Source organism: Nonomuraea longicatena (assembly GCF_039525605.1).
Classification (GTDB): domain Bacteria; phylum Actinomycetota; class Actinomycetes; order Streptosporangiales; family Streptosporangiaceae; genus Nonomuraea; species Nonomuraea longicatena.
The window spans coordinates 1-22,056 of record NZ_BAAAHQ010000011.1 but is presented as its reverse complement, the minus strand read 5'-3'; the positions used below and the strand labels follow the sequence as shown (position 1 = coordinate 22,056).

Genomic DNA, 22,056 nt, shown 5'->3' with positions numbered 1-22,056 from the left:
TTCCTCCAGTGTACGAATGGATTTTCGCGCCGCCCGTTGGATTCGGCTGCACGATGCATGACTAACCTTGCCGTGTCATGCAGAGTTATTCCACCGATTCTCTCCAGACTAAAGTCAAAGGCCGACCTGGATTCCTTGGCATTAAAGGGAGGCTGGTTCAAATAGCGAGATCAACAGTCCGGATCGCACTGCCATTTCCCGTCAAAGTACGTCCTCCACATAAAGCAGACTATTTTCCGACGTAGCACCAATATCGGTTAGAACACCTTTAGTCGCCTGATTCTGTATCAATCGGGCAATCTCGGCAGGGGTGGCCTCCGGCCGCGTACGCAACAGCAGCGCCGCCGCGCCCGCCACGTGCGGTGACGCCATCGACGTCCCGCTCGCCACGGCACTCGCGGTGTCGCCGGTGTTCCAGGCCGAGGCGACGTCCTCGCCCGGGGCGAACAGATCGACGCACGCCCCCCAGTTGGAGAACGTCGCCTTGGTGTCGCGCATGGTGGTCGCGCCCACGGTCACCGCGGCCCGCACCCCGGACGGCGACCTGCGGCAGGCGTCGCCGCCCCGGTTCCCGGCCGCGACGACGTACACGAGACCGGTGTCGAGCGAACCCTCGACCGCGGTGTCCATGATCTCGCTGGAGGCGCTCTCCAGGCTCATGTTGACCACGGCCGGACGCCGCGCGTTCCGCGTGATCCAGTCGACCGCCGCCACGATGTCGGCCGTCGCCCCGTTGCCCTGACAGTCGAGCACCTTGACCGCCACCATGCTCACGTCCTTGGCCACCCCGTAGGTCCGGCCGCCGAGGATCCCGGCCACGTGGGTGCCGTGGCCGTAGCAGTCGTCGGCGACGGCGTCCGAGTCGATCGCGTCGAAGCCGTAGCGCGCCCGGCCGCCGAACTCCTCGTGGGTGCGCAGGATCCCGCTGTCCACCAGATAGGCGGTGACCCCGGCCGCGCTGCCGCCCTGGACGGCCTTGCCGTCGAGCGGCAGCCGCCGCTGGTCGATCCGGTCCAGCCCCCACGACGGCACCGCCATGGGCCGTACCACCCGGCTCGCCTCGACCGCCGCCACGAGCGGGTCCTCCGCCAGTTTGCGGGCGTTCCGCGCGCTCATCGAGGCCGCGAAGCCCTGGAGCGCCGAGGTGTACACGTGCTTGATCGTGCCGTCGTAACGGGCCGCGAGACGCCTGGCCAGCTCACGCGTACTGCTCCCGCTGCGGGTGGCCGCCGCCGGTTCGAGCGAGACCACGTAGGTGCGCACCTCCGCCGCCCCCGCCTGCGGCGCGGGCGTCCCCGCGAGGATCGCGGCGGTGACGGTGAGCAGGCTCAGCAAAGAACGCTTCATCTGGAGCTCCTTCTCTCGAACACGGAAAACTCTCGGACGCCGGAATCCCACGGACCCGGAATCCCACGAATGCCGACCGCCGGACGCCCGAATCCCACGGACCCGGAATCCCACGAATGCGGACCGCCAGGCCCGGAATCCCTCGAACGTGGGTCTCACGGACACGGCCGCCCAGAACCGGAGTCCCTTCGGCGTGGACACGAAAACGGCGTGGCCCAGGGGATGATCCCTGGGCCACGCCGGACACCCCGGACTACTTGGACTTCCGGGCCTTGCCGCTCTTCACCTTGACCTTGCTGCCGCACTGGATGAGGGTGCCCGGCCGGCACTGGGTCACACCGCTGCCGGTCACGTTCGCGACCAGTTCGCCGTTGCCGGACTCCCGGCCGCCCACGCGGAACCAGGCCCTGATCACCTTCTGCTCACCGGGTTCCAGGTCGCCCGCCCAGGTGAGCGTCTCCTTGCCGGTCAGCGTGACGCCGCCGCTCGCCCCCCGGTACCTGGCGTCGTCCACGACGTCCCTCAGGCCGATCGCGACGCGGGCGGGCTGGGCCAACTCGGTCGGGTTCCCGACCGTGGTGACGAAGGTGACCCGCTCCCCCTTGGCCGCCGTGTCGCGCGGGGCGCTCTGGGTGATCGTGAGGCCGCTCGCCGTGATCGCGAACGGGTGGTCCTCGACCTCGCCGCCGGAGGCGTACCCGGTCGGCAGCTCCAGTTCGGCCGGGTCGCCGGCCATCCGCAGCCGCAGCCACGAGGCCGACGAGCGCACGTCGCGCGGCACCGTCCAGGTCAGCGCCGTCCGTGTCAGTCCCGGCAGCACCAGGGACTGCGCCCGCTCGCCCGGTTCGAAGCGGCCGTTGTCGTTGAAGTCGATCCAGCCGGCCACCGCCGAGCCCCGGCCCGCGCCGGTCACCGGCACGTGCAAGGTGAGGCTGCCGCCCGGCGTCAGGGCGCCGGAGGGCGGCTGGAACGGGCTGTCGGCGTCGGCATCGGTCCGCCTGCGCGGCTGGAAGGCCACCGCCGTCAGGTTGTCGGCGCTCACGCCGGAGCCGATGAACTGGTCGGTGACGACGTGGGTGGCGGCGCCGTACGAGGCGGGGGCGTCCGACTCGTCCTCCTCCAGGGTGACGCGGAAGGCCGCCCACATGAACGGCTGACCGGCCGAGCGCGTCTTGCGCACGTTGCGCGCGCGCATGTCCACGGTGAACGCCGACACGGTTCCGTCCACCCGGGCGGTCCCGCACATGTACACGACCCCGCAGGTCGTCTCCTTGCTCCGGGCGACGCTCGCCGGGACGATCTCGCGCTTCGTCACCTTGAATCCGGGGAATCCGGCCGCATTGGAGAATGTCGGCATGACGGGGGTTCCCGCCGAGATTTCGAGTCCCGGCCAGTAATCCTCTCGATTACCGCTCTTGTCGCCGGTCGCCCCACCGGTGCCCGAAATATGCAGTCGTGGGTTCCGAACCGGCTGGGAGAATGTGAACGTGAGCCTGGCCACGTCGTTCCAGTCGTTCGGGGTCACCTCGAAGCCCTCGTAGAGGTCGCTGATGCCGGGTGCGCCTTTGGCGTTCGCGGGCACTAGATACTCGTCGTCCGGGGCGGCGGGATTCACCTCGAATGCGTCGGCTTGAGTAATACGTGCGCCGTTCCGCAATGTCTTGGTGATCGTCACTGTCACGCCGGACGGAGTGACAGTGACCGCCTTGACCGGCGAGTTCGCGATCGACCAGGCCCGTTCACGGCCTTTGCTCGTGGCCGGAGCGGGGCCGTCGCCAACCTCGGCGAAGGCGCCACGGAGCACTTCGCCGTTCGATACTGTCGCGACCATGCAGACGGCCATACCGACACTCAACAGCCCGCGTGACATTATCGACATGAACTGGACGCCCTCACCCTCACGGATTATGTATTTTCGACGACTGCTCACGACCCGGTCGAGGGGTGTGATATTCGGCGTGAACAGGAGAATGGATATGTTCTGCCAAACGACTCTACTGGAGCCCGCACAGGCCGGATCCGGGGGTTCGGCATGGCGGCCGCAAAGCGTTCATCAGGATTTGCCAGGCATGTAGCACATTGCCCGGCAATGCAGTGGCACCTTGTAGAAGGCCGGAGATCGCCGCGAACCAGGCCCGCCGTCCGTGCATCTCACCAGGGCGGAGTGATCGACGAAAGGTGAGTGCGATGAGGACTGTTGTGGTCGGACTGGTGGCGGCGGGCGCGTTCGGGCTGGTCCTGACACCCCCCGCGAGCGCCGCGACGAAACTGCCCGCCAAATTCCTGACCTACGAGAGCAAGCAGGCCCGCAAGCCGTTCGGCACCGTGGAGATCGGCTGGGAGGTCAGCGACAAGCCGACCCGGCTCGCCCCGCTCATCCTCTGCCGCACCCCCGCGCCCACCGGCGTCACGACGATGCGCACGGCCGCCGCCAGCGGCGACGCCGAGTACCGGTACGCGGAGCAGGTCGCGTTGTACGCCGACGCGAACGCGGCCACCGAGGCGCTGGAGGCGTACAAGACGGCCGTCCAGAAGTGCGCCAAGACGGGCATGTACCGGCACACGGTGGCCGAGCGCCGCCTCGGCGACGGCGCCCTCCAGGTGAGCCGCCACGACATCAGGCCGGACCTCCGCTACGGCGAGCGCGTCATCGTGGTCCGCAAGGGCAGCGCGCTGATCGCCTACGCCGAGAGCGCCGGCTTCACCCGGAACAAGCCCAGGGCGGCCGACTTCGCCAAGCAGGTACGCGACGCCAAGGCGATGGCCGCCAAGGTCTGCGAGCTGCCCGGCGTCTGCGACTGAGTTTCCGACCCGCTGCTGCCGGCGTCCGCGACCGAACACCGGCCCGCTGGTGAACGCGGCGTCATGAAAGCTCAAACGACTCCGCAGGCGGGCGTGTGGTCCGTGCTTCGGCGACGCCCGCCCCCCATAGTGGCTGCCATAGCGCTCTGAGCCGGGGGAACCAGTTGCCAAGCCTCATCGTCTTCGCGCCACTCACGGTGGCCGTCTTCGTGTGGGGCGTGCCCGACGACATGGGACCGCTCGGAGTGCTGGTCCTCGCCGTACTGACGGTGAAGCTCCTGCTGGCGCTCTGCTATCTGCCGGTCAGACGCGAGGAGGGCACGGGCCCCGACGGCGAGGTCGTGGTCATCGTGCCCGTCTACAACGAGGATCCTGAGACGCTTCGGCGGTGCCTTCTCTCGGTCCTCGGGCAGCGCAGGCCGCCCGCGTCGGTGGTCGTGGTCGACGACGGCAGTGCCGACACGGCCGCCGTCGAGGTCGCCGAGACGTTCGGCGACGTGCGGGTCCTGCGACAGGTCGGTAACAGGGGCAAGCGCGAGGCTCTCGCTTCGGCGATCCGCGCCTGCCCTGAGTCCGAGGTGTACGTCACGGTGGACAGTGACACCGTGCTGGCCCCCGACGCGCTCGGCGAACTGCTGAAGCCGTTCGCCGACGGACGCGTCATGGCGGTGACGGGCGTGGTGCTCGCCGCCAACGCGGAGGTCAACGTGCTGACCCGGCTCACCGACCTGCGGTACGCCGCCGCTTTTCTGTACGAGCGAGCCGCATGTTCGGCGCTTGGCAGCGTTCTCTGCTGCTGCGGCTCGTTGGCGGCCTACCGAGGCCGAGTGGTGCGGGCGAACCTGGGCGACTTCCTCACCCAGCGTTTCCTGGGACGGCCCGCGCTCGTCGGTGACGACCGGCGGCTGACCGGCTACTGCCTGCTTGAGGGACGGGTGGTGCTGCAGTCAACGGCCAGGGCTGAGACGCTGGTGCCCCAGCGTCTCGCCCACTATCTGCGCCAGCAGGCGCGGTGGAACCGCGCGTTGCTCCGGGAGTCGCTCTGGATCCTGCGCGTCTTCCCCCGGCGCCGTCCGCTCGTCTGGACGCTGGCGCTGGTCGAGCTGGTGAGCTGGGTGCTGTCCACGCTGGCGCTGGTGTGCATGCCGTTCATGTACGTCGTGCCCGCGCCGGGCCAGTACCTGGTGCTGTTGGTGCTGTTCTGCTACCTGCGCACGGCCGGCCATCCGACGGTGCGGCCGCACCGGACGCTCACCTTCGCCCTCGCCCCCCTGTACGGCGCCGCCCACCTGGCCCTGCTCCTGCCGATCCGCTTGTACACGCTGTTCACGATGCGCAGACCCGGCTGGGACACCAGGCAGCGGATCGAGGTGGCACTGGAGTCCTAGCCGGGCATCGTGAGGACGATCTTGCCTCTGACGTGGCCGGTCTCCGGGAGCGTCCCTACGCTGATGTCACCGGCACCCAGCCCGGTCGATGATCGCCTCCGCCCTCGGGTCGTCGCCCACGACGTTGCCGGTGAAGATCACCCCTTCGGGGATCACGATCGACTTCGCCGCGTCTTCTGTTTCCGGGCCGGCTTCTGTGTCGGCTTCTGTTTCCGACCATTCGGCGCCCAGCGGGGCGGGGGCCTTGTCGAAGAAGTTGCCGATGAAGCTCACGTTCTTCAGCGGCGGCCACACCTCCAGCACGACCGGCTGGTCGGCGCGGCGCACGACGTTGCCCTCGAAGGTGATGTCGGCGGCGCCGTAGTCGGCGTAGAGCGCGAAGTTGTACGGCGTCAGCGTGTCCAGGACCGCGTTGCCCCGGACGACCGCCCCGTCCTGCTCCTCCGACAGGTAGATGCCGCCGCCGTCGGCCAGCGTGCTCATGGACCTGGTCACCAGGTTGTCCAGGATCTGGGCGCCGCTGCCCTTGTAGACGACGATGCCGTTGTGCGGCACGTCCGCGATCTCGTTGTCGGCGACGACCGTGCCGGTGGTGCCGGCCATCAGCACGGCCGGGGAGCCGTGGTACTCGACGCCGACATGGTGCACGCGGTTGTTCTCGATCCGGTGCGTACGGGCCCCCGCCCCGATGACCAGGCCGCCCGCCGAGACGTCGTCGATCTCGCTGTCGCGCAGCACGTTGTCCTCGCCCGCGCCCCGGAACTCCAGCGCCACCGCGCCCATCCGGGTGAACCGGCAGCCCTCGAACACCACCCGCGAGCAGCCCTCGACGACGACGTTGCCCGGGATGGCGACATCGTCGCCCGGCACCGCCACCGACGCCTCGCCCTCGGCGAAGGTGACCACCTTGATCTCGCCGCCGTCGTAGTAGCCGTTGCCGTGGTAGTGCAGGAACCCCTCGGGGGTGCTCGGCCGCCGCCAGGTCGCCTCGGCGAAGGTGATCCCGCGAAAGGCCAGGTCGGTGGCGCCTTCGGCGTACAGGATGGTCTCCAGGACGGGCACCACGACCGTACTGGGCACCACTCCCGCGACCGTACTGGGTGCCACTCCCGCAACCGGCAGCTCGCCCGAACCGGACTCCTGACCCGCAGCCGACGCCCCCGCGCCCGGCTCCGCACCCGCGCCCGGCGCCCCCGCGCCCGGTGTCTCGCCCGCGTTCGGCTTGAGGTGCAGTACGCCGTCGGCGTGGGCGAACGTGCCCTCGGTCAGGAACGCGGGGCTGTTCTCCGCCGAGGTCGGGCGGTCGGCGCCGTAGGTCTCGCCCTCCCAGGGCATCACCGCGTGGTACAGCTTCGCCGCCCAGCCGAAGGCGGGCTGGGCCATGGTGACGCCCTCGCCGGAGATCGCGCTCGCCTGGAGGCGCGCCTCGGACCAGGGGTAGACGCTCCGGTAGACGAACTCGACCTGGCCGGTCCAGGTCGCGGGGGCCGGGTGGTCCGTGACGTAACCCGTCTCGGTTCTGCTCAGTCCGTGGTCGAGGGCGATCGACGCGCGAGGGGTGCGCCGGTCGGCGACGTAGAGCTGGCGGATGAGCGGGCCCGGAAGCTCGGCGCGGTGGACGCCGTCGGCGCCGGGCTGCCAGCCGGTGACCGGCCGGCCGCCGCTGACGACGACCTCCTCCTGTACGGCGGTGCCGAACCCGTACGCCTGGTAGACCACCCCAGAGTCGTCCGCCCCGAGGCGGAAGGTGTCGCTCAGGCGGTGGACGCCCGCCCTGAGGTTGACCACGGTGCCCGGCGTCGCGGACCGCCTGGCCCGGTCGAGGGTGGCGAAGGGGCGCTCGATCGTACCGGGGCCGGAGTCGTCGCCGGAGGGATCGACGAAGAGCATGAGAACCTCCTCGGTGTATGATGTACACATTCTTTGTACACCATACACACTGGAGCCGGGATGGCGAACGCCGAGCGCAGCACCGAACTGCTGTGGAGCAGCGAGGGGAAGCGGCGCCTCAGCCTCGACGGCATCGTGCGCGCCGCGATCGCCCTGGCAGACGAGGAGGGGCTGCGCGCGGCCTCCATGAGACGGGTGGCCGAGCGGCTCGGCTTCACCACGATGTCCCTGTACCGCCATGTCCCGGGCAAGGCCGAACTGGTCGACCTGATGCGCGACCACGTTTTCGCCGAGGCCCTGCGCCCACCCAAACCGGCGGGCGCCGGAGACGCGAGGAACACGGGCAGCGCCGGCCACACCGCCGACACGAAGAACGCGGGCGCGGGCGACCGCACTGGCGACGCAAAGAACGCGGGCGCGGACAGCCAGGGCGCGGGCGCGGGTGGCCATGCCGCCGACCTGGAGGGCGCGGGCGCCACCGATGCGCCCGGGTGGCGGGAGGAGTTGGAGGAGTGGGCGCGGGGGCTGCTCGCGCTCACGCTGCGCCACCCCTGGCTGCTCGACTCCGGCGGCCCCCGCAGCATGCCGGGCCCCAACATCGTGGCCCACTTCGAGCGCGCCCTGTCCGTCACGGTCAGGACCGGTCTGCCGCCCGCCGAGGTCGTGGCCGCCGTGACGCTGCTCGGCGACTTCGTCGGCGGCGCCGCCCGCCATCTCGTCGAGGCCGACCGCGAGGAGCAGTCCACCGGCGTCACCCACGAGGAGTGGTGGGGCGGCAGAGACACGCTCTACGAGCATCTGGACCTCCGCTACCCCACCCTGAACCGCCTGTACGAGCAGGGCGCCTACGACGATCCCGCCGACCCGTTCGCCTACGGCCTGAAGCGGGTCCTCGACGGCATCGCCGCCTCCATAAGTGATGAAACACGTGATGAAACACGCTGCAAGGTCTGCGGTACGGTCACCACCCCCGCCCCCACCGGCCGCCCCCGCGACTACTGCTCCCGCGCCTGCCAGCAACGCGCCTACCGGCAGCGGCGCCGTACCGGCTGACCCGTATGCTCGACCCCGACAAAGGGGGACACCGTGGACGACAAGGACGCGCTCGCCCAGCGCTTCGAGGAGCACCGGCACCACCTGCGGGCCGTGGCGTACCGGATGCTGGGCTCCCTCGGCGACGCCGAGGACGCCGTCCAGGAGTCCTGGTTCCGCCTCAGCCGCAGCGACGCCGGCGAGATCCACAACCTCGGCGGCTGGCTGACCACGGTCGTCGGGCGCGTCTGCCTGGACATGCTGCGTTCGCGCGAGTCCCGCCGCGAGGACCCGATGCCGGACCGCCTCCCCGACCCGATCCTGACCTTCGGCGACGACCCCGAGCAGGAGGCGCTGACGGCCGACTCCGTCGGGCTCGCGCTCATGGTGGTGCTCCAGGAGCTCAATCCGGCGGAACGGCTGGCGTTCGTCCTGCACGACATGTTCTCGGTGTCGTTCGACGAGATCGCCCGCATCCTCGACCGCACCCCGGCCGCCACCCGCCAGCTCGCCAGCCGGGCGCGGCGCCGGGTGCAGGGCGCCGCCGTACCCGACTCCGACGTGGCCGGGCAGCGGCGGGTCGTGGACGCGTTCCTGTCGGCCGCCCGGGTGGGCGACTTCGAGTCCCTGGTCGCGCTGCTCGCCCCCGACGTGCTGCTGCGCGCCGAGATGGCGGGCACGCTGACGGTCATCAAGGGCGCGGCGGAGGTCGCGGCGCGGGCGCTGATGTTCAGGACCGTCGCGCAGGACTTCGAGCACGTACTGGTCAACGGCGCCGCCGGACTCATGCGCACGGTGGACGGCAGGATGACCACCGTGGGCGTCTACCTCATCCGCGACGGGCTGATCGTGGAGATCGACATCTGGGACGGCGCGGACCGCCTCAGCGGCCTCTGACGCCCGAAGACCCAACCGACCGCCCCCGACGCCAGGATCCCGCAATACCCCAGCCGACCACCCCCGACGCCGGGCCCGAGAGATCCGAAGCGGCCGACCCGTGACGTCCGGAGGGGCGGGGGTGCCGAGCGGGCGGCTACGACGTACGATCGACGGGTGACCGAAAAGACCGAAACCGTGCCCGGGTGGCTGGCTCCGGACGAACTGGAGTCGATGCGCGGCCGGATGCCGATCCTGTACATCGACGCCGTCCCGGTCAGGGTCGACGCGACCGGCGTGGTCACCCACGTGGGCCTGCTGCTGCGCATCACCTCGGACGGCACGGTCAGCCGGGCGCTGGTCTCCGGCCGGGTGCTGCACCACGAGCGCATCCGCGACGCCCTGCTGCGGCACCTGGAGAAGGACCTCGGGCCCGTCGCACTGCCCAACATCCCGGCCTCGCCGCAGCCGTTCACGGTGGCCGAGTACTTCCCGACGGCGGGGATCACGCCGTACCACGACCCACGCCAGCACGCGGTCTCGCTCGCCTACATCGTTCCGGTCGCCGGTGACTGCCGGCCCCGGCAGGACGCGCTCGACCTGGTGTGGTTCACGCCGGAGGAGGCGGCCTCGCCCGCCGTGCAGCAGGAGATGACGGGCGGACAGGGCGTGGTGCTGAAGCAGGCGCTCGCGCACGTCGGCCGACTTACCTGAATGTAATCGTCCCGTCACTCAACGCTCAACGGGCGTCCACGTCGGGGTGCCAGCTTCGAGGTCATGGTCCGACGTATTGGCCTCGCCATCGCGATCACGCTGACGGCCGTCGCCTCGCCCGCCACCGCCGCCGCACCCGTCGTCGTCGCTCACCGGGGCGCGTCCGCGTACGCGCCCGAGAACACCCTCGCCGCCTTCCATCTCGCCGACGACCAGGACGCCGACCTGTTCGAGATCGACGTGCGGGAGACCAAGGACCGTCGGCTGGTCCTGCTCCACGACGCCACCCTGGCCAGAACCACCGACGTCGAACAGGTCTTCCCCGGCCGCGCGCCGTGGCGGGTCACCGACTTCACACTCGCCGAGATCCGCAGGCTGGACGCCGGATCCTGGTTCGCGCGCGACCACGACGGCGAGCGCGACGACGGTGAGCGCGACTATGACGGCGAGCGCGTCCCCACACTCGCCGAGACGCTGCGGGAGATGTCCGACAGCGACCTCGGCCTCCTCCTGGAGATCAAGACCGACGGGCAGCGGCCGGACCTCGAAGCCAGGGTCGCCGACGAACTGCGCGCCCACCCCGGGTGGCAGCAGCCGGGGCGGGTGGTCGTGCAGTCGTTCGACTGGGCCGCCGCGCGGGCCTTCCACACCAGGCTGCCGCAGGTCCCGGTAGGGCTGCTCGGCACCCCGGCCGCCGCCGACCTGCCCGCGCTGGCGGGCTGGGCCCGCCAGATCAACCCACCGTACTCGGCGCTCACCCGTTCGTACGTGCGGCGGGTGCACGCGCTCGGCATGCAGGTCCTCGCCTGGACGGTGGACGACCCCGCCGTCGCCCGCAGAATGCTCTCGTACGGCGTCGACGGCATCATCACCAACCGCCCCGACCTCGGCGACCTCGCCGACACCTGACCGGCCGCCATCGCACGGGCGAGCCGGCACCTGACCGGCCGCCATCGCAAGGGCCGCCATCGCACGGGCCGGCCCTCAGCAGAACCTGCGCAGCAACCCCTCCGCCTCGGCGAACCCGGCGACCACCGAGGCGGCGGGAAGGCGCTCGCGGATCAGGCCGACGCCCGCGCCGGTGTAGATGTAGGCCGTGTCGTAGTCACCCGCCTTGCGGGCGTCGGCGAGTTCGGCCTGCGCCCGCTCGTCGGCGGCCAGTTCGTCCTCGCGGCCCGCCCACCGGTCGAAGTAGGCGTTGCGCAGGGCGCGGCCGCCGTACTCCACCGGCCAGTCCAGCCGCTGAGCGACGTCGAAGACGCGGCCGTAGGCGGTGGCGTCCTCGCCGGCGGCCAGCAGCCTGCCGACGGCGCCCTCCGGCAGTTCGGACTCCTCGCACGCCATGAAGGCCGTACCCGCCCAGCCGCCCGCCGCGCCCGCCGCGAGCACCGCCGCGAGCCCGCGTGCGCCCGCGAGGCCGCCGGCGGCCAGCACCGGGATCCGTACCGCGTCGAGGACGCCCTGCAGCAGCGGCAGGGTGGCCACGTCGGCACGCCCGTGCCCGCCGCCCTCGCCGCCCCTGGCGACGACCGCGTCCACCCCGGCGCGCTCGGCGTCGATCGCCTCCCGGGTGGTGCCCGCCTGGGTGACGACGGTGATCCCGGCCGCACGCAGCGGCTCGACGTACTCGGCGTAGGGCCCGAAACTCACCGACACGAGGGCGGGCCGCGCGTCGAGGACCGCGCCGAGCTGGTCCGTGCCGTCGCGCAGCACCCAGGCCATCAACCCGATCCCGTACGGTCGCCCGCCCGCGCCCGCGATCTCCGCCTGCTCGGCGATCCACGAGCCGCCGGCCGCCGGGGGCACCCCGATCATGCCGAGGGCCCCGGCCGCCGACACCGCTGCGGCCAGCCGCCCGGCGCCGACCCCCGCCATCGGCGCCCCGACCAGGGGCACCGTCACGCCGAACCGTTCCGTCAGCCATGTGCGCATGAGCCCACAGTAACTAGCGGTACTTCACCCACACGTCGCCGGTGCGGACAGTGCCGGTCAACCGTACGAGAACCGGCGCCCGCGACGGCGGCGAGGGCGGCCGGTTGAACACGGCGCCGAGCAGCCGGCGCCGGAGGCCGTCGTCGCGCACCCACCAGTCGCGCGGCACGACGACCACGATGTCGCCGAACCAGGAGGTGACCTCCAGGTCGATCCGCACCTCGCTGTGCGGGCAGTCGGCCTGGGTGAAGTCGATGACGACCGTCCCCCATCGCCCGGCCCGCGCGCTGATCCGGGCGGGGACCGTCCACTGCCCGACCTGCCGGAGCCTGCCGCCCCTGGTGTGCAGTTCGAGAGGTTTGACGGGCACCTGCGCGGCGGGGACGACGAGGTCGGCGACGACGGTGTCGAGTTCGTTCAGGGTGCGGGCGGCGTAGACGCGGTCGAGGCGGTCGGTCAGCTCGTCGAGGTCGATCCGCCCGTCTCCGGCGGCGTCGCGCAACTGTTCGGCGATCCGGTCTCGGTCGTGGTCACCGGCGCGAAGTTCCGGGCGGTCCGCCATGGCGTCCACCCTAGGGACTCACCTGTGGGAGAGGTAGACCCACTCTCCGGCCTCCCCGAGGGACTCACTTCCCGTCGAGGTAGACCCACTCTCCGGCTTCCCGGACGAACCTGCTCGTCTCCCGCATCTCCCCCGACTGCCCGCGCCGGCTGAAGCGCGCCACGAACTCCACCGTGCCCTCGGTGTGGACGGCGCTGCCGCCCGTGACCGCGACGACCTCCAAGCCCTCCCAGCGCAGGCCGCGCTCGAACCCGAGCTGATCCGGCCGGGTGCTGGAATGCCAGCTCTTGAGCAGGTATGCGGCGTCCTTGACCGCGTAGGCGCTGTACCGCGAGCGCATCAGCCGCTCGGCGGTGAGCGCCCGCGCCGGCCCGCGGTGCAACCGCCCGCAGCACTCGTCGTAGGAAGCGGGCAACCCGCACGGACAGTCACGTGTGGCCATTGCCCCATGCTCCCAGCCCCACCACCCCGCCGAAACCCGGTGGGCAGTCAGTCGAGCACCTGGTCCAGCGCGGCGGACAGGCGCGCGACCGCCGCCACGCACGCCGGCCAGTCGTCGCCCAGTTCGGCCGCCAGTCGCGCGGCCAGCTCCCGGTGTGCGGGGGCGATGCGCTCGACCGCCGCCCGCCCCTCCGGCGTCAGCCGGACCAGTTTGGCCCGCCGATGCGCGGGATTGGGCTGATACTCCACCATCCCCTTCTCCGCCAGCAGGTCGGCGATACGCTGCACCCCCTGCCTGGTCATTCCCATCACCCGCGCGATCCCCGCGACCGGCATCGGCTCGTGCAGCACCGCCCCGAGCACCTGCCACCACGCCGCCGTCAGCCCGACCGGCCGGGCCAGCCCCTCGGCCGCCTCCAGGAACTGCCCGTTGAGCCGGAAGGCCGCCAACGCGCTGGCCGACAGCAGTTCGTGCGGCTCGCTCATGCTCCCGCCAGCACCTCGTACGCGGACGCGTCACTGTCCTTGAACACCCGGAACCACGCGTCGAGCACCTCCGGCGAGAACACCTCCAGCCTGGCGAAGATCTCCCGCGCGAACGCCTCCGGCTCGGTGGCCCCGGCCGTGATCAGGTCACCGTCGGTGACGGCGTCGGCCTCGACATAGTGCTCGGTGCCCGCATAGCCGGGCTGCGCCTGAAGGTACTGCAGCACGTTGCTCGTGTGCCGCCGCCCGTCGAGCGCCCCCTGTCTGGCCAGCCCGCCGGTGGCGCCGCAGATGGCCGCCACCGGCACGCCCGCCGCGAGGAAGCGGACGGCCTGACGCCCGAAAGCGTCGAGGTCACCGCCGTCCCAGGCTTCGGCGCCGGGCAGGATCAGCAGCGCGCTGTCGGCCGGTGAGAGCCGGTCGAGCGTGATGTCGGGCAGGACCCGCATGCCGCCGATGCTGGTCACCGGGTCGAGGGTGGCGCCGACGGTGACGACCTCGAAGCCGCCCATGGAGCGCAGGTGCGCGGTCGCGTGCCCGGTCTCCCAGTCGGCGAAGGTGTTGTACACAGCGTGGTGAACGATTCGCTTCATGGCAACATTCTGTCAAAACGACAACATGTTGTCAACTGAAACCGTGCGAGGATTGCGGCTATGGCTGAGATCGTCGGCGGCGGAATTCCGGTCAACGACGCCGAGAGAAGGGTGATCGCCCACCTTCGCGACCACGCGCCCGACGACTGGCTGCTCCTGCACAACGTCGAGGTCCCCCGGGGCGACGACCTGTTCGAGGTCGATCTCATCGTCCTCACCGGCCACTCCCTCGTCGTCGTCGACGTCAAGGGCACCAGAGGCCGCATCGAGGTCTCCGGCTCCCGCTGGTTCCCCCCGCGCAGCGGCGCCTACGGCTCCCCCGTCACCAAACTCAGGGGCACCGCCAGAGCGGTCAAGGGCCTGCTCGTCGACAGCCACCGCCGCCTCTCCCGCGTGTACGTCGACAGCCTCGTCGTCCTCAGCTCCCCCGACGCCCAGCTCGTCGACCCCGGCGGACGCGACGCCGTCAACGTCACCTCCCTCGACGCGCTGATCACCACGCTGAGCGACGTCTCCCGCGTCCGCAGAGGGTGCAGCCCCGACGTCCGGCCGTACCTCACCGAGATCCTCGACGCCCTCAACCAGACCGTTCGGCGCAGCACCGCCCCGCCCAGATTCGGCAACTGGGAGGTCGAGGAGCAACTCGGCGGCGACGCCCGCGTCACCGAGTACCGCGCCTTCAACGCCACCCTGCCCGGCAGCGAGACCGTACTCCTGCGCGTCTACCAGGCCGACCCGCTCGCCGACCACGACGACCGGGTGGCCGAACGGCAGCGCATCGCCAACGCCTACCAGTCGCTGGCCAAGGTGCCGCCCCACCCGTGCGTGGTGCGCTCGCGCGACTTCTTCGCCATCGACGACGAGAGCCGCTTCGTCCTGGTCCTCGACGACGTCCACGGCGAGGCCCTGCACCTGCGGCTGGGCACCGGCGTCCGGCTCGGCGTCATCCAGGACATGCTGCGCGGCCTCGCCCACCTGCACGCCAACGGCGTCATCCACCGCGCGCTCACCCCGGCCAGCGTGCTCGTCACCGACGACGGCCACGCCGTCCTCACCGGCTTCGACTACGCCAAGCCCGGCGCCCGCGCCTACACCGTCGCCCACGAGCTGTCCAACGTGCTCGACTACCACTACGTGGCCCCCGAGTGCCGGGCCCGCCCCGACCGCATGACCGGCGCCGCCGACGTCTACGCGGCCGGTGTCCTCGCCTACCAGCTCCTCACCGGCGAGCTGCCCACCGGCCCCGACGCCCACGGACCCGATGTGCCCGACGTGGTCCGCCGCATGCTCGACCACAACCCCGGCAAACGCCCCACGGCCGCCGAGAGCCTGGACGCGCTGAAGGGCACGCCCCCGAAGTCCCGGCTGCGCCGCCTGTTCCGCCGGGTCCTCCCCTAGAAGCTGCGCCGCAGCGTGCTCGCGTGCTCCAGGTAGTCGCGGGCGAGCCGGCCGCGTCCGGCCGAGCGGTGCAGCTCACCGAGCATCTGCGTGGTCTGCGCCTCGCCGCTCCGGTCACCCAGCTCCTGGAAGATCAGCAGCGAGCGTTCGAGCCCGTCGGAGGCGGGCGACCACTCGCCCCTGTCCACCAGCAGCCCGGCCAGGCTCTGCAGGGCGTACGCGCCGCAGTGCCGGTCGCGCAGCGACTCGAAGATGTCGAGAGCGTGCCGGTGGAAGGAGATCTCCCGGTGTAATCGCCCGATCTGCAGGCTCACGCAGCCCTCCCGGTGGGAGTCCCCCAGCTCCTGCGCCAGCCGCATGGCCTGCTCCAGCCACCGCGACGCCTGCGCCCGGTCGCCGGTCCTGAGGTGGAAACGGCCGATCGCCTGGCGGGTGAACGCCTCCCCCCTCCGGTCCCCGAGCTCCAGGAACATCGACAGCGCCCGCCGGAAGTGGCCGAGCGCCTGCGGAAGGTTGCCGTCGAACTGGCTGACCGCACCCAGCCCGCAGATCGAGGTGGCCTCCGCCCTGACGTCGCCCAGCTCGCGGAAGATGGTCCGGGCCCGGATGAACTGCTCGGCGGCCTCCTCGTACCGGTCCCGGTAGAGGCTCACCTGGGCGAGGCCGCGCAGCATCGCGGCCTCGCCGTACCGGTCTCCCGCGCTTCTCGCGGCGGCCAGCGCCACCTGGTGCGTACGCTCCCACGAGTCGTAATGGCAGTGCAGGTCGAAATAGGGCACCATCGCGGCGGCCAGCCCCCAGGCCGACTGGGCCAGCCCGGACAGCGCGGCCACCGTCACCGCCCCCACGAGCGCGTCGTGCTCGGCCTCGAACCAACCGGCCGGGTCGGCGGTCAGCCGGTCGAGCATCGCGGGCGGCAGCGCCCAGCGCGGCGCCCGCGCGGAGGTGAGGCTGAACACGGTGGTGGGCAGCCTGCGCATGGCGTGCTCCGCGGCGACCGTCCAGGCGGCGAGCACCCGCCCCAGCCCGGCCGGGTCCAGGTCGCGGCGGCGGGCGTGCGTGCCGATGAGTTCCGGCACCAGGTAGCGCGGCTGTCCCACCGGATCGGTGCCGACCAGGCGCAGCAGGTTGGCGTCCACGAGCAGGTCGGTCACGTCGTCGGCACGCGACCGGTCGAGCGCGGCGCCGACCACCCAGCCGGGCTGCGCGAACTCGCCGAGCAGGCCGAGCGTGCCGAGGATGCGGGCGGCCTCGCCGGGCAGCCGCGTATAGGTGCGGTCGAGGCTGGCACGCAGTTCCTTGAGGTCGCCGAGCCGGTCGTCGTCGAGCCGCTGCCGCAGTACGGCCAGCGACCAGCCGGGCCGGGCGGCCAGGCGGGCGCCCGCGCTCCTGACGCCCAGGGGCAGTGCCCCGCAGGCGGCCACTATCGCCAGCGCCGCCTCCGGCTCGCGGGCCACCCGGTCGCTGCCGACGATCCGGCCGAGCAGGCGCAGCCCCTCGTCGGGGGTGAGCCCGCCGACCTCGACGCTCAGGGCGCCGGGCAGCCCGGCGATGCGCTGGCCGCTGGTCATGAGCACCGCGCTGTCGTTGCCCGGCAGCAGCGGCCGTACCTGCTCGACGGAGACCACGTCGTCGAGCACCAGCAGCATCGGCCGGTTGGCCAGCCGCGAGCGCAGCAGCGCCGAACGTTCGGCCACCGACGGCGGCGGATATCCGACGCCGATCGCCCGCAGCAGTTCGGCCAGCAGGTCGGCCGGGTCCCTGTCGCCCACTTCGAGGTAGAGCTGCCCCGCCGGGTAGCGCTCGCGCAGCGCGTACGCCGCGCGGACGGCGAGCGCGGTCTTGCCGGCACCGGGCGGCCCGGACACGACCGCGAGCCGGAACGGGCCGGCCAGCGCCGCCAGCGCGACCTCCCGGCCGGTGAAGTCCGGCAGATCGGGCGGAAGCTGCATCGGCACCGAGCCGGGCTCCTCGTCCGCGAGGATCGTCTCGTAGGTCCTGCGCAGGTCGAGGCCGGGCTCGACGCCGAGCTCGTCCACGAGCTGGGCGCGGATCGCGCCGTACGTGCGCAGCGCCTCGGCCTTCCGGCCGCCCCGGTGCAGGGCGGACAGCAGTTGCTGCCACAGGTCCTCGCGGTAGGGGTGTTCGGCCAGCAGGCCGCGCAACTGGGCGACGGCCTCGGCGTGCTCGCCCTGTTCGAGCCGGCTGACGGCGAGTTCTTCGGCGACGCGCAGCCGTACCTCTCTGAGGGGTTCGAGCCTGCGGTCCCACAGCGGGCTGCCGGGCAGGTCGCACAGCGGCGCCCCGCGCCACAGCGCGAGCGCCTCCGCGCGCCGCCCGGCCGCGACCAGCCGTTCGAACTCCAGCAGGTCGAGGGCGCCGTCCGGCACCTCGATCGCGTAGCCGCAGCCGTCGCCGCGCAGATAGCCGCCGCCGAGGTCCGAACGCAGTGTGCTGACGTACGTGCGCACGTTCGCCTGCGCGGAGCGGGGCGGGCGCTCCGGCCACAACACCTCGACGATCTGGTCGGTACCGACCGCGTGCCCCGCGTTCAGCAGCAGCGTGGCGAGCAGCAGCCGGGTCTTCTTGCCAGAGATCCGCGTGATCTGGCCTGCGGATCTGATTTCCAACGGTCCGAGCACAGAGAAGGTGACCGACATGAGCGCATCCGCTCCCTTTAGAGAACCGACAGCCCTTTGTATCTGTTCTGAACGATTCTTGTGCGCCTTATGCACACCCTGGTGTCAGAGATCCATTTTCGCGAGAGGATCGTGTATGAAGCTCAGAGTGGCATTGGTCACGGGCATCGCCTTCTTACTCTCTCTCGGCACGGTTTCGGCCGCCTCGGCCGAACCCGAACCCACCAGTCCTGATGTCGGCGTCGCCGCCGCACCGAGTCTGCAACTGCCATTCCCCTGTGGCCAGGCCTGGGTTGGAAACTCCAGCAACAGCAGTGCGCACCGGTCGTGGGAACTTGACTTCAACCGGGGCAGCACCGCGGACGCCGACCTCGGCGACACCGTCGTGGCCGCCGGTGCGGGCACCGTCACCATCTCCTCCCACCAGGGTTCGGAGAACGGCTTCGGCAACCTGGTGAAGATCGACCATGGTGGTGGCTGGACCACGTACTACGCCCACCTGCAGCGGCGCTCGGTCTCCGTGGGTGAGACCGTGACCCAGGGCGAGGCGATCGGTACGGTCGGCAACACCAGCAAGCCGGGCAACAACATCAGCCCGCACCTGCACTTCGAGGTCCGCGAGGGCACCGGCTACCCGGGCAACATCCGCAAGGCCGTCTTCAACGGCGTCACCTTCGGCTACCCGAACCAGACCGTGACCTCGCGCAACTGCGGTGGCGGCAACACCAACCCGCACACGCCGGAGACGGTCTGCGGCGCCGGTTACAAGGTGATCGACTCCGCCGCCCTCGGCAGCAACCAGGGCCAGACCTACCTGCTGTACAACAACGCCAACGGCAACAACTGCGTGGCCACCATCAAGGCGACCAACATCGGCACGGCCTCCCCGGTCAGCGCCTATCTGGAAGTCCAAGGAAGTACCAGGAAGACCGACAGCGGCAACTTCCAGTGGTACGCGGGCCCCGTGACGGCCAACGCGCCCAACAAGTGCGTCAAGTGGGGCGGCAGCATCGGCTCCGCCGCCTACGACTCCCCCTTCGAGCACTGCGGTTCATGAGAATCAGGATCCTCGCCCTGGCCGGACTCCTCGTGATGTCCGGCCAGCAGGCCGCAACCGCTGAGTCGAACCCGCTGTCCGACGCCTTCGCCAAGGCTTCGAGCGGTTACGACGTCCCCCGCGACCTCCTGGTCGCGCTCGCCTACGCCGAGAGCCGTCTCGACGGGCACCAGGGCAAGCCCAGTGCCAGCGGCGGCTACGGCATGATGCACCTGGTCCCGAAGGCCGTGCAGCAGGCCGCCGAGATCACCTCGACGCCGGTCGAGCGGCTGCGGGCCGACGACGCCGCCAACATCCTGGGCGGTGCCGCCGTCCTGCGGGCCAAGGCGGACGCGCTCGGCATGGACGCCGGCGCCCGCAAGGACCTGTCCAAGTGGTACGCCGCGGTCGGCGCCTACGGGGGCAGCTCCAACACGGCGACGATCTACGCCGACGCCGTCTACGAGGCGCTGTCCACGGGCATCGACACCAGGGGCGTCACCGTCAAGGCCCAGGCCGTACAGCCTGAGCGCGGCCCGGACGGCGAGCCGTTCGCGGAGGCGGCCGCGGTCGACTACCCGGACGCGATCTGGAAGCCGGCGCTCTCGTCGAACTACACCGTGGCCAACCGGCCGGCGAGCGCACCGATCAACAAGATCATCATCCACGTGGCGCAGGGCACCTACGCGGGGACGATCTCCTGGTTCCAGGACGTCCGCGCCAAGACCTCCTCGCACTACGTGATCCGTTCCTCCGACGGGCAGATCACGCAGATGGTCCGGGAGAAGGACCGGGCCTGGCACGCGAGGAACGCCAACACCAACAGCATCGGCATCGAGCACGAGGGCTACATCGACAACGCCGCCTGGTTCACCGACCAGATGTATCGTTCGTCCGCCGCGCTGGTCCGCAACATCGCCGACAGGTACAACATCCCCAAGACCCGGGCGAACATCCTGGGCCACGTGGAAGTACCCGGCAACGACCACACCGACCCCGGCCCGAACTGGGACTGGGCGAAGTACATGAGCTACATCACCGGCGGCGCGAGCAACCCGCACACGCCGGCGTCGGTCTGCGGAACGGGCTACTCGGTCATCGACTCCGCGCCGCTCGGCACCGACGGCACGGTCTACCTGCTCTACAGCGCGGCCTCGGGCAAGAACTGCGTGGCCACGATGAAGCAGACCCAGCTCGGCACCGCCTCGCCTGCCAGCGCCTTCCTTGAGGTGCAGGGCAGTCCGAGGGCCGAGGACAAGGGCAACTTCTCCTACTACGCCGGCCCGGTCAGTGCCGCCGCACCCAACACCTGCGTGAAGTGGGGCGGATCGGTCGGCAACAGCTCGTACACCAGCCCGTTCGAGCATTGCGGCTAGCAGCGGTTCGCCGGTCGGCGTCGTGACCGTCGAACAGCGGGGCCTCCGGCGGACGCCGGGGGCCCCGTGACCGTTTCAGCGCTCCGCCCGGCTGCGGCGCGCTACCCGATCACCACCCCGGTGCTTCGGCGCCTCGCCACCGGCCGTGACTCGCTGCCCGATCACCACCCCGGCCAGCACCAGCGCCGTCCCCGCCGCCTGCCGCCAGCCCCACGGCTCGCCCGCGAGCAGGGTGCCGAGCAGGACCCCGGTGACCGGGTTGAGCAGCCCGACCAGTCCCACGGAGGCGGCGGGCAGGTGGCGCAGCCCGGCGAACCAGGCCACGAACGCCAGGGCGGTGGCGATCACCGTGACGTACCCGAAGCCGAGCAGCGCGGCCCCGTCGAGCGCGGGCGGGGCGCCTTCGACCAGCAGGGCGAAGGGCGCGATCACCAGGCCGCCGCCGAGGAGCTGCCAGGAGGTGGCGGCCGTGGCCGAGACGGGAGGCGTCCAGCGTTTGGTGAGGATGAAGCCGAGCGAGGACATGAGCATGGCGGCGAAGGAGGCCGCCACGCCCCAGGGCCGCACCGCCGTCCCGCCGTTGACCAGGAGCAGGCAGACGCCGGCGAACCCGATCGCGCCGCCCGTCAGAGCGAGCACGGCGGGGCGTTCGCCGAGCAGGGGCCAGGCCAGCAGCATGAGCACGACGGCCGAGGCGGCCATGATCGTGGCGGCGACACCTGAGGGGAGGAGTTGGGAGGCCAGGTAGACGAGGATGAAGAAGGCGCCCACGTTGAGGGTGCCGAGGACGGGCGCACGCCACCACCAGGAGCCGCTGGGCAGGCGGCGGGCCAGGAGGAGGAGCAGGAGGCCGGCGGGCAGGGCGCGCAGGAGCGCGCCCCACAAGGGGGCGTCGGGGGGCAGGAACCAGCGGGTCACGTAGTAGTTGGAGCCCCATGCGATCGGCGCGATCGCCGTGATGAGCGCCCACCGCCATCTGGCTTCCATGGAAGCTAATATAGCTTCTATGGAAGCTAATGGGGACAGGGTGGCCCGGATCCAGGAGGCGTGGCGGCGGGAGCGGCCCGACCTCGACGTCGCGCCGCAGGGCGTCATCGGGCGGCTGCACCGGCTGGCCGCGCACCTCACCGGGGAACTGGTCGCGCTCTACGCGCGGCACGGGCTGGGAGAGGGGGAGTTCGACGTGCTGGCCACGCTGCGGCGGGCGGGCGCGCCGTACGAGCGGGCTCCCGGGGAACTGGCCGAGCACACCATGGTGACCACGGGGGCGATGACCAAGCGCATCGACCGGCTGGTGGCGGCCGGGCTGGTGGAGCGGCGGGCGGCCGAGCGGGACGGGCGGCGCCGGATCGTGGCGCTGACCCCGGAGGGAGTGCGGGTGATCGACACGGCCTTCACCGAGCACATGGCCAACGAACGACGGCTGGTGGAACAGCTTTCCACAGAGGACCGGGTGGCGCTGGAGGCGATCCTGACCCGGTGGCTGCGATTCCACGAGGAGAGCTGACAGAGATGATGGAGGCGAGCACCTCCCGAGGGGGTCT

The 22,056-nt window shown here is 71.2% G+C and carries 20 protein-coding genes; 10 read left to right on the top strand and 10 right to left on the bottom strand.

What is annotated here, in order from left to right:
- Positions 1 to 201: 201 nt before the first annotated feature.
- Together ABD120_RS12740 and ABD120_RS12735 are read right to left on the bottom strand one after the other, a co-directional pair.
- A complete protein-coding gene (locus ABD120_RS12740; protein ID WP_343950028.1) occupies positions 202 to 1,347 on the bottom strand; it encodes a S8 family peptidase in 1,146 nt (381 codons plus the stop codon).
- A gap of 253 nt (positions 1,348 to 1,600) precedes the next feature.
- The gene (locus ABD120_RS12735) at positions 1,601 to 2,962 is read right to left on the bottom strand and encodes a GEVED domain-containing protein (RefSeq protein ID WP_343950027.1); all 1,362 of its coding nucleotides are present in this window, start codon (positions 2,960 to 2,962) and stop codon (positions 1,601 to 1,603) included.
- A 572-nt stretch (positions 2,963 to 3,534) separates the two neighbouring features.
- On the opposite strand from ABD120_RS12735, the gene ABD120_RS12730 reads away from it, so the two are divergent.
- Together ABD120_RS12730 and ABD120_RS12725 are read left to right on the top strand one after the other, a co-directional pair.
- Positions 3,535 to 4,149, top strand: a complete 615-nt coding sequence (locus tag ABD120_RS12730) for a hypothetical protein (protein WP_343950026.1) — start codon at positions 3,535 to 3,537, stop codon at positions 4,147 to 4,149.
- 164 nt (positions 4,150 to 4,313) lie between these two features.
- Positions 4,314 to 5,537: a glycosyltransferase gene (locus ABD120_RS12725; RefSeq protein WP_343950025.1), complete on the top strand. Its 1,224-nt coding sequence runs from the start codon at positions 4,314 to 4,316 to the stop codon at positions 5,535 to 5,537.
- A 66-nt stretch (positions 5,538 to 5,603) separates the two neighbouring features.
- On the opposite strand, the gene ABD120_RS12720 is transcribed toward ABD120_RS12725, so the two are convergent.
- Positions 5,604 to 7,427, bottom strand: coding sequence for a right-handed parallel beta-helix repeat-containing protein (locus tag ABD120_RS12720; RefSeq protein ID WP_343950024.1), 1,824 nt, complete (start codon positions 7,425 to 7,427; stop codon positions 5,604 to 5,606).
- A gap of 60 nt (positions 7,428 to 7,487) precedes the next feature.
- On the opposite strand from ABD120_RS12720, the gene ABD120_RS12715 reads away from it, so the two are divergent.
- The 4 genes from ABD120_RS12715 (at position 7,488) to ABD120_RS12700 (ending at position 10,958) form a co-directional block, all read left to right on the top strand.
- Positions 7,488 to 8,480, top strand: a complete 993-nt coding sequence (locus ABD120_RS12715) for a TetR/AcrR family transcriptional regulator (RefSeq protein WP_343950023.1) — start codon at positions 7,488 to 7,490, stop codon at positions 8,478 to 8,480.
- Positions 8,481 to 8,513: 33 nt separating this feature from the next.
- Positions 8,514 to 9,356 (top strand): sigma-70 family RNA polymerase sigma factor, encoded by an 843-nt coding sequence (locus tag ABD120_RS12710; protein ID WP_343950021.1) that lies wholly within the window; start codon positions 8,514 to 8,516, stop codon positions 9,354 to 9,356.
- 156 nt (positions 9,357 to 9,512) lie between these two features.
- Positions 9,513 to 10,049 (top strand): NUDIX hydrolase family protein, encoded by a 537-nt coding sequence (locus ABD120_RS12705; protein ID WP_343950020.1) that lies wholly within the window; start codon positions 9,513 to 9,515, stop codon positions 10,047 to 10,049.
- Positions 10,050 to 10,112: 63 nt separating this feature from the next.
- On the top strand, positions 10,113 to 10,958 hold the full coding sequence (locus tag ABD120_RS12700; protein ID WP_343950019.1) for a glycerophosphodiester phosphodiesterase: 846 nt from the start codon (positions 10,113 to 10,115) through the stop codon (positions 10,956 to 10,958).
- A gap of 75 nt (positions 10,959 to 11,033) precedes the next feature.
- Here the strand turns inward: ABD120_RS12700 and ABD120_RS12695 are convergent, their stop codons facing one another.
- The 5 genes from ABD120_RS12695 to ABD120_RS12675 form a co-directional block, all read right to left on the bottom strand.
- Positions 11,034 to 11,981, bottom strand: a complete 948-nt coding sequence (locus tag ABD120_RS12695) for an NAD(P)H-dependent flavin oxidoreductase (RefSeq protein WP_343950018.1) — start codon at positions 11,979 to 11,981, stop codon at positions 11,034 to 11,036.
- Between the two features lie 13 nt (positions 11,982 to 11,994).
- On the bottom strand, positions 11,995 to 12,543 hold the full coding sequence (locus tag ABD120_RS12690; protein ID WP_343950017.1) for a DUF1707 SHOCT-like domain-containing protein: 549 nt from the start codon (positions 12,541 to 12,543) through the stop codon (positions 11,995 to 11,997).
- A 64-nt stretch (positions 12,544 to 12,607) separates the two neighbouring features.
- Entirely contained in the window at positions 12,608 to 12,985 is a 378-nt protein-coding gene (locus ABD120_RS12685) for a YchJ family protein (protein ID WP_343950016.1), read from the bottom strand.
- 47 nt (positions 12,986 to 13,032) lie between these two features.
- Positions 13,033 to 13,470 (bottom strand): MarR family winged helix-turn-helix transcriptional regulator, encoded by a 438-nt coding sequence (locus ABD120_RS12680; RefSeq protein WP_343950015.1) that lies wholly within the window; start codon positions 13,468 to 13,470, stop codon positions 13,033 to 13,035.
- On the bottom strand, positions 13,467 to 14,063 hold the full coding sequence (locus tag ABD120_RS12675; protein WP_343950014.1) for a type 1 glutamine amidotransferase family protein: 597 nt from the start codon (positions 14,061 to 14,063) through the stop codon (positions 13,467 to 13,469). Before ABD120_RS12675 ends, ABD120_RS12680 begins: the two co-directional genes overlap by 4 nt.
- Before the next feature lie 60 nt (positions 14,064 to 14,123).
- Here ABD120_RS12675 and mads6 point away from each other — a divergent pair, with 60 nt between their 5' ends.
- Positions 14,124 to 15,461 (top strand): methylation-associated defense system protein kinase MAD6, encoded by a 1,338-nt coding sequence (gene mads6 / locus ABD120_RS12670; protein WP_343950013.1) that lies wholly within the window; start codon positions 14,124 to 14,126, stop codon positions 15,459 to 15,461.
- On the opposite strand, the gene ABD120_RS12665 is transcribed toward mads6, so the two are convergent.
- Positions 15,458 to 18,091 (bottom strand): AfsR/SARP family transcriptional regulator, encoded by a 2,634-nt coding sequence (locus ABD120_RS12665; protein ID WP_343950012.1) that lies wholly within the window; start codon positions 18,089 to 18,091, stop codon positions 15,458 to 15,460. The genes mads6 and ABD120_RS12665 overlap by 4 nt on opposite strands.
- A gap of 145 nt (positions 18,092 to 18,236) precedes the next feature.
- On the opposite strand from ABD120_RS12665, the gene ABD120_RS12660 reads away from it, so the two are divergent.
- Together ABD120_RS12660 and ABD120_RS12655 are read left to right on the top strand one after the other, a co-directional pair.
- Positions 18,237 to 19,157, top strand: a complete 921-nt coding sequence (locus ABD120_RS12660; RefSeq protein WP_343950010.1) for a M23 family metallopeptidase — start codon at positions 18,237 to 18,239, stop codon at positions 19,155 to 19,157.
- Positions 19,154 to 20,512: an N-acetylmuramoyl-L-alanine amidase gene (locus tag ABD120_RS12655; protein ID WP_343950009.1), complete on the top strand. Its 1,359-nt coding sequence runs from the start codon at positions 19,154 to 19,156 to the stop codon at positions 20,510 to 20,512. Before ABD120_RS12660 ends, ABD120_RS12655 begins: the two co-directional genes overlap by 4 nt.
- A 75-nt stretch (positions 20,513 to 20,587) precedes the next feature.
- Here ABD120_RS12655 and ABD120_RS12650 read toward each other — a convergent pair whose 3' ends face one another.
- On the bottom strand, positions 20,588 to 21,499 hold the full coding sequence (locus ABD120_RS12650) for a DMT family transporter (RefSeq protein ID WP_343950008.1): 912 nt from the start codon (positions 21,497 to 21,499) through the stop codon (positions 20,588 to 20,590).
- 19 nt (positions 21,500 to 21,518) lie between these two features.
- Here ABD120_RS12650 and ABD120_RS12645 point away from each other — a divergent pair, with 19 nt between their 5' ends.
- On the top strand, positions 21,519 to 22,019 hold the full coding sequence (locus ABD120_RS12645) for a MarR family winged helix-turn-helix transcriptional regulator (RefSeq protein WP_343950007.1): 501 nt from the start codon (positions 21,519 to 21,521) through the stop codon (positions 22,017 to 22,019).
- The last annotated feature ends 37 nt before the right edge of the window (positions 22,020 to 22,056 follow it).

What these genes read in the sequence shown, in the direction of transcription:
- ABD120_RS12740 (WP_343950028.1), bottom strand. Translation starts at nt 1,347, where the DNA reads ATGAAGCGTTCTTTGCTGAGCCTGCTCACCGTCACCGCCGCGATCCTC.
- ABD120_RS12690 (WP_343950017.1), bottom strand. Translation starts at nt 12,543, where the DNA reads ATGGCGGACCGCCCGGAACTTCGCGCCGGTGACCACGACCGAGACCGG.
- ABD120_RS12715 (WP_343950023.1), top strand. Translation starts at nt 7,488, where the DNA reads ATGGCGAACGCCGAGCGCAGCACCGAACTGCTGTGGAGCAGCGAGGGG.
- ABD120_RS12650 (WP_343950008.1), bottom strand. Translation starts at nt 21,499, where the DNA reads ATGGAAGCCAGATGGCGGTGGGCGCTCATCACGGCGATCGCGCCGATC.
- ABD120_RS12700 (WP_343950019.1), top strand. Translation starts at nt 10,113, where the DNA reads ATGGTCCGACGTATTGGCCTCGCCATCGCGATCACGCTGACGGCCGTC.
- ABD120_RS12685 (WP_343950016.1), bottom strand. Translation starts at nt 12,985, where the DNA reads ATGGCCACACGTGACTGTCCGTGCGGGTTGCCCGCTTCCTACGACGAG.
- ABD120_RS12695 (WP_343950018.1), bottom strand. Translation starts at nt 11,981, where the DNA reads ATGCGCACATGGCTGACGGAACGGTTCGGCGTGACGGTGCCCCTGGTC.
- ABD120_RS12680 (WP_343950015.1), bottom strand. Translation starts at nt 13,470, where the DNA reads ATGAGCGAGCCGCACGAACTGCTGTCGGCCAGCGCGTTGGCGGCCTTC.
- ABD120_RS12655 (WP_343950009.1), top strand. Translation starts at nt 19,154, where the DNA reads ATGAGAATCAGGATCCTCGCCCTGGCCGGACTCCTCGTGATGTCCGGC.
- mads6 (WP_343950013.1), top strand. Translation starts at nt 14,124, where the DNA reads ATGGCTGAGATCGTCGGCGGCGGAATTCCGGTCAACGACGCCGAGAGA.
- ABD120_RS12730 (WP_343950026.1), top strand. Translation starts at nt 3,535, where the DNA reads ATGAGGACTGTTGTGGTCGGACTGGTGGCGGCGGGCGCGTTCGGGCTG.
- ABD120_RS12720 (WP_343950024.1), bottom strand. Translation starts at nt 7,427, where the DNA reads ATGCTCTTCGTCGATCCCTCCGGCGACGACTCCGGCCCCGGTACGATC.
- ABD120_RS12645 (WP_343950007.1), top strand. Translation starts at nt 21,519, where the DNA reads ATGGAAGCTAATGGGGACAGGGTGGCCCGGATCCAGGAGGCGTGGCGG.
- ABD120_RS12660 (WP_343950010.1), top strand. Translation starts at nt 18,237, where the DNA reads ATGAAGCTCAGAGTGGCATTGGTCACGGGCATCGCCTTCTTACTCTCT.
- ABD120_RS12675 (WP_343950014.1), bottom strand. Translation starts at nt 14,063, where the DNA reads ATGAAGCGAATCGTTCACCACGCTGTGTACAACACCTTCGCCGACTGG.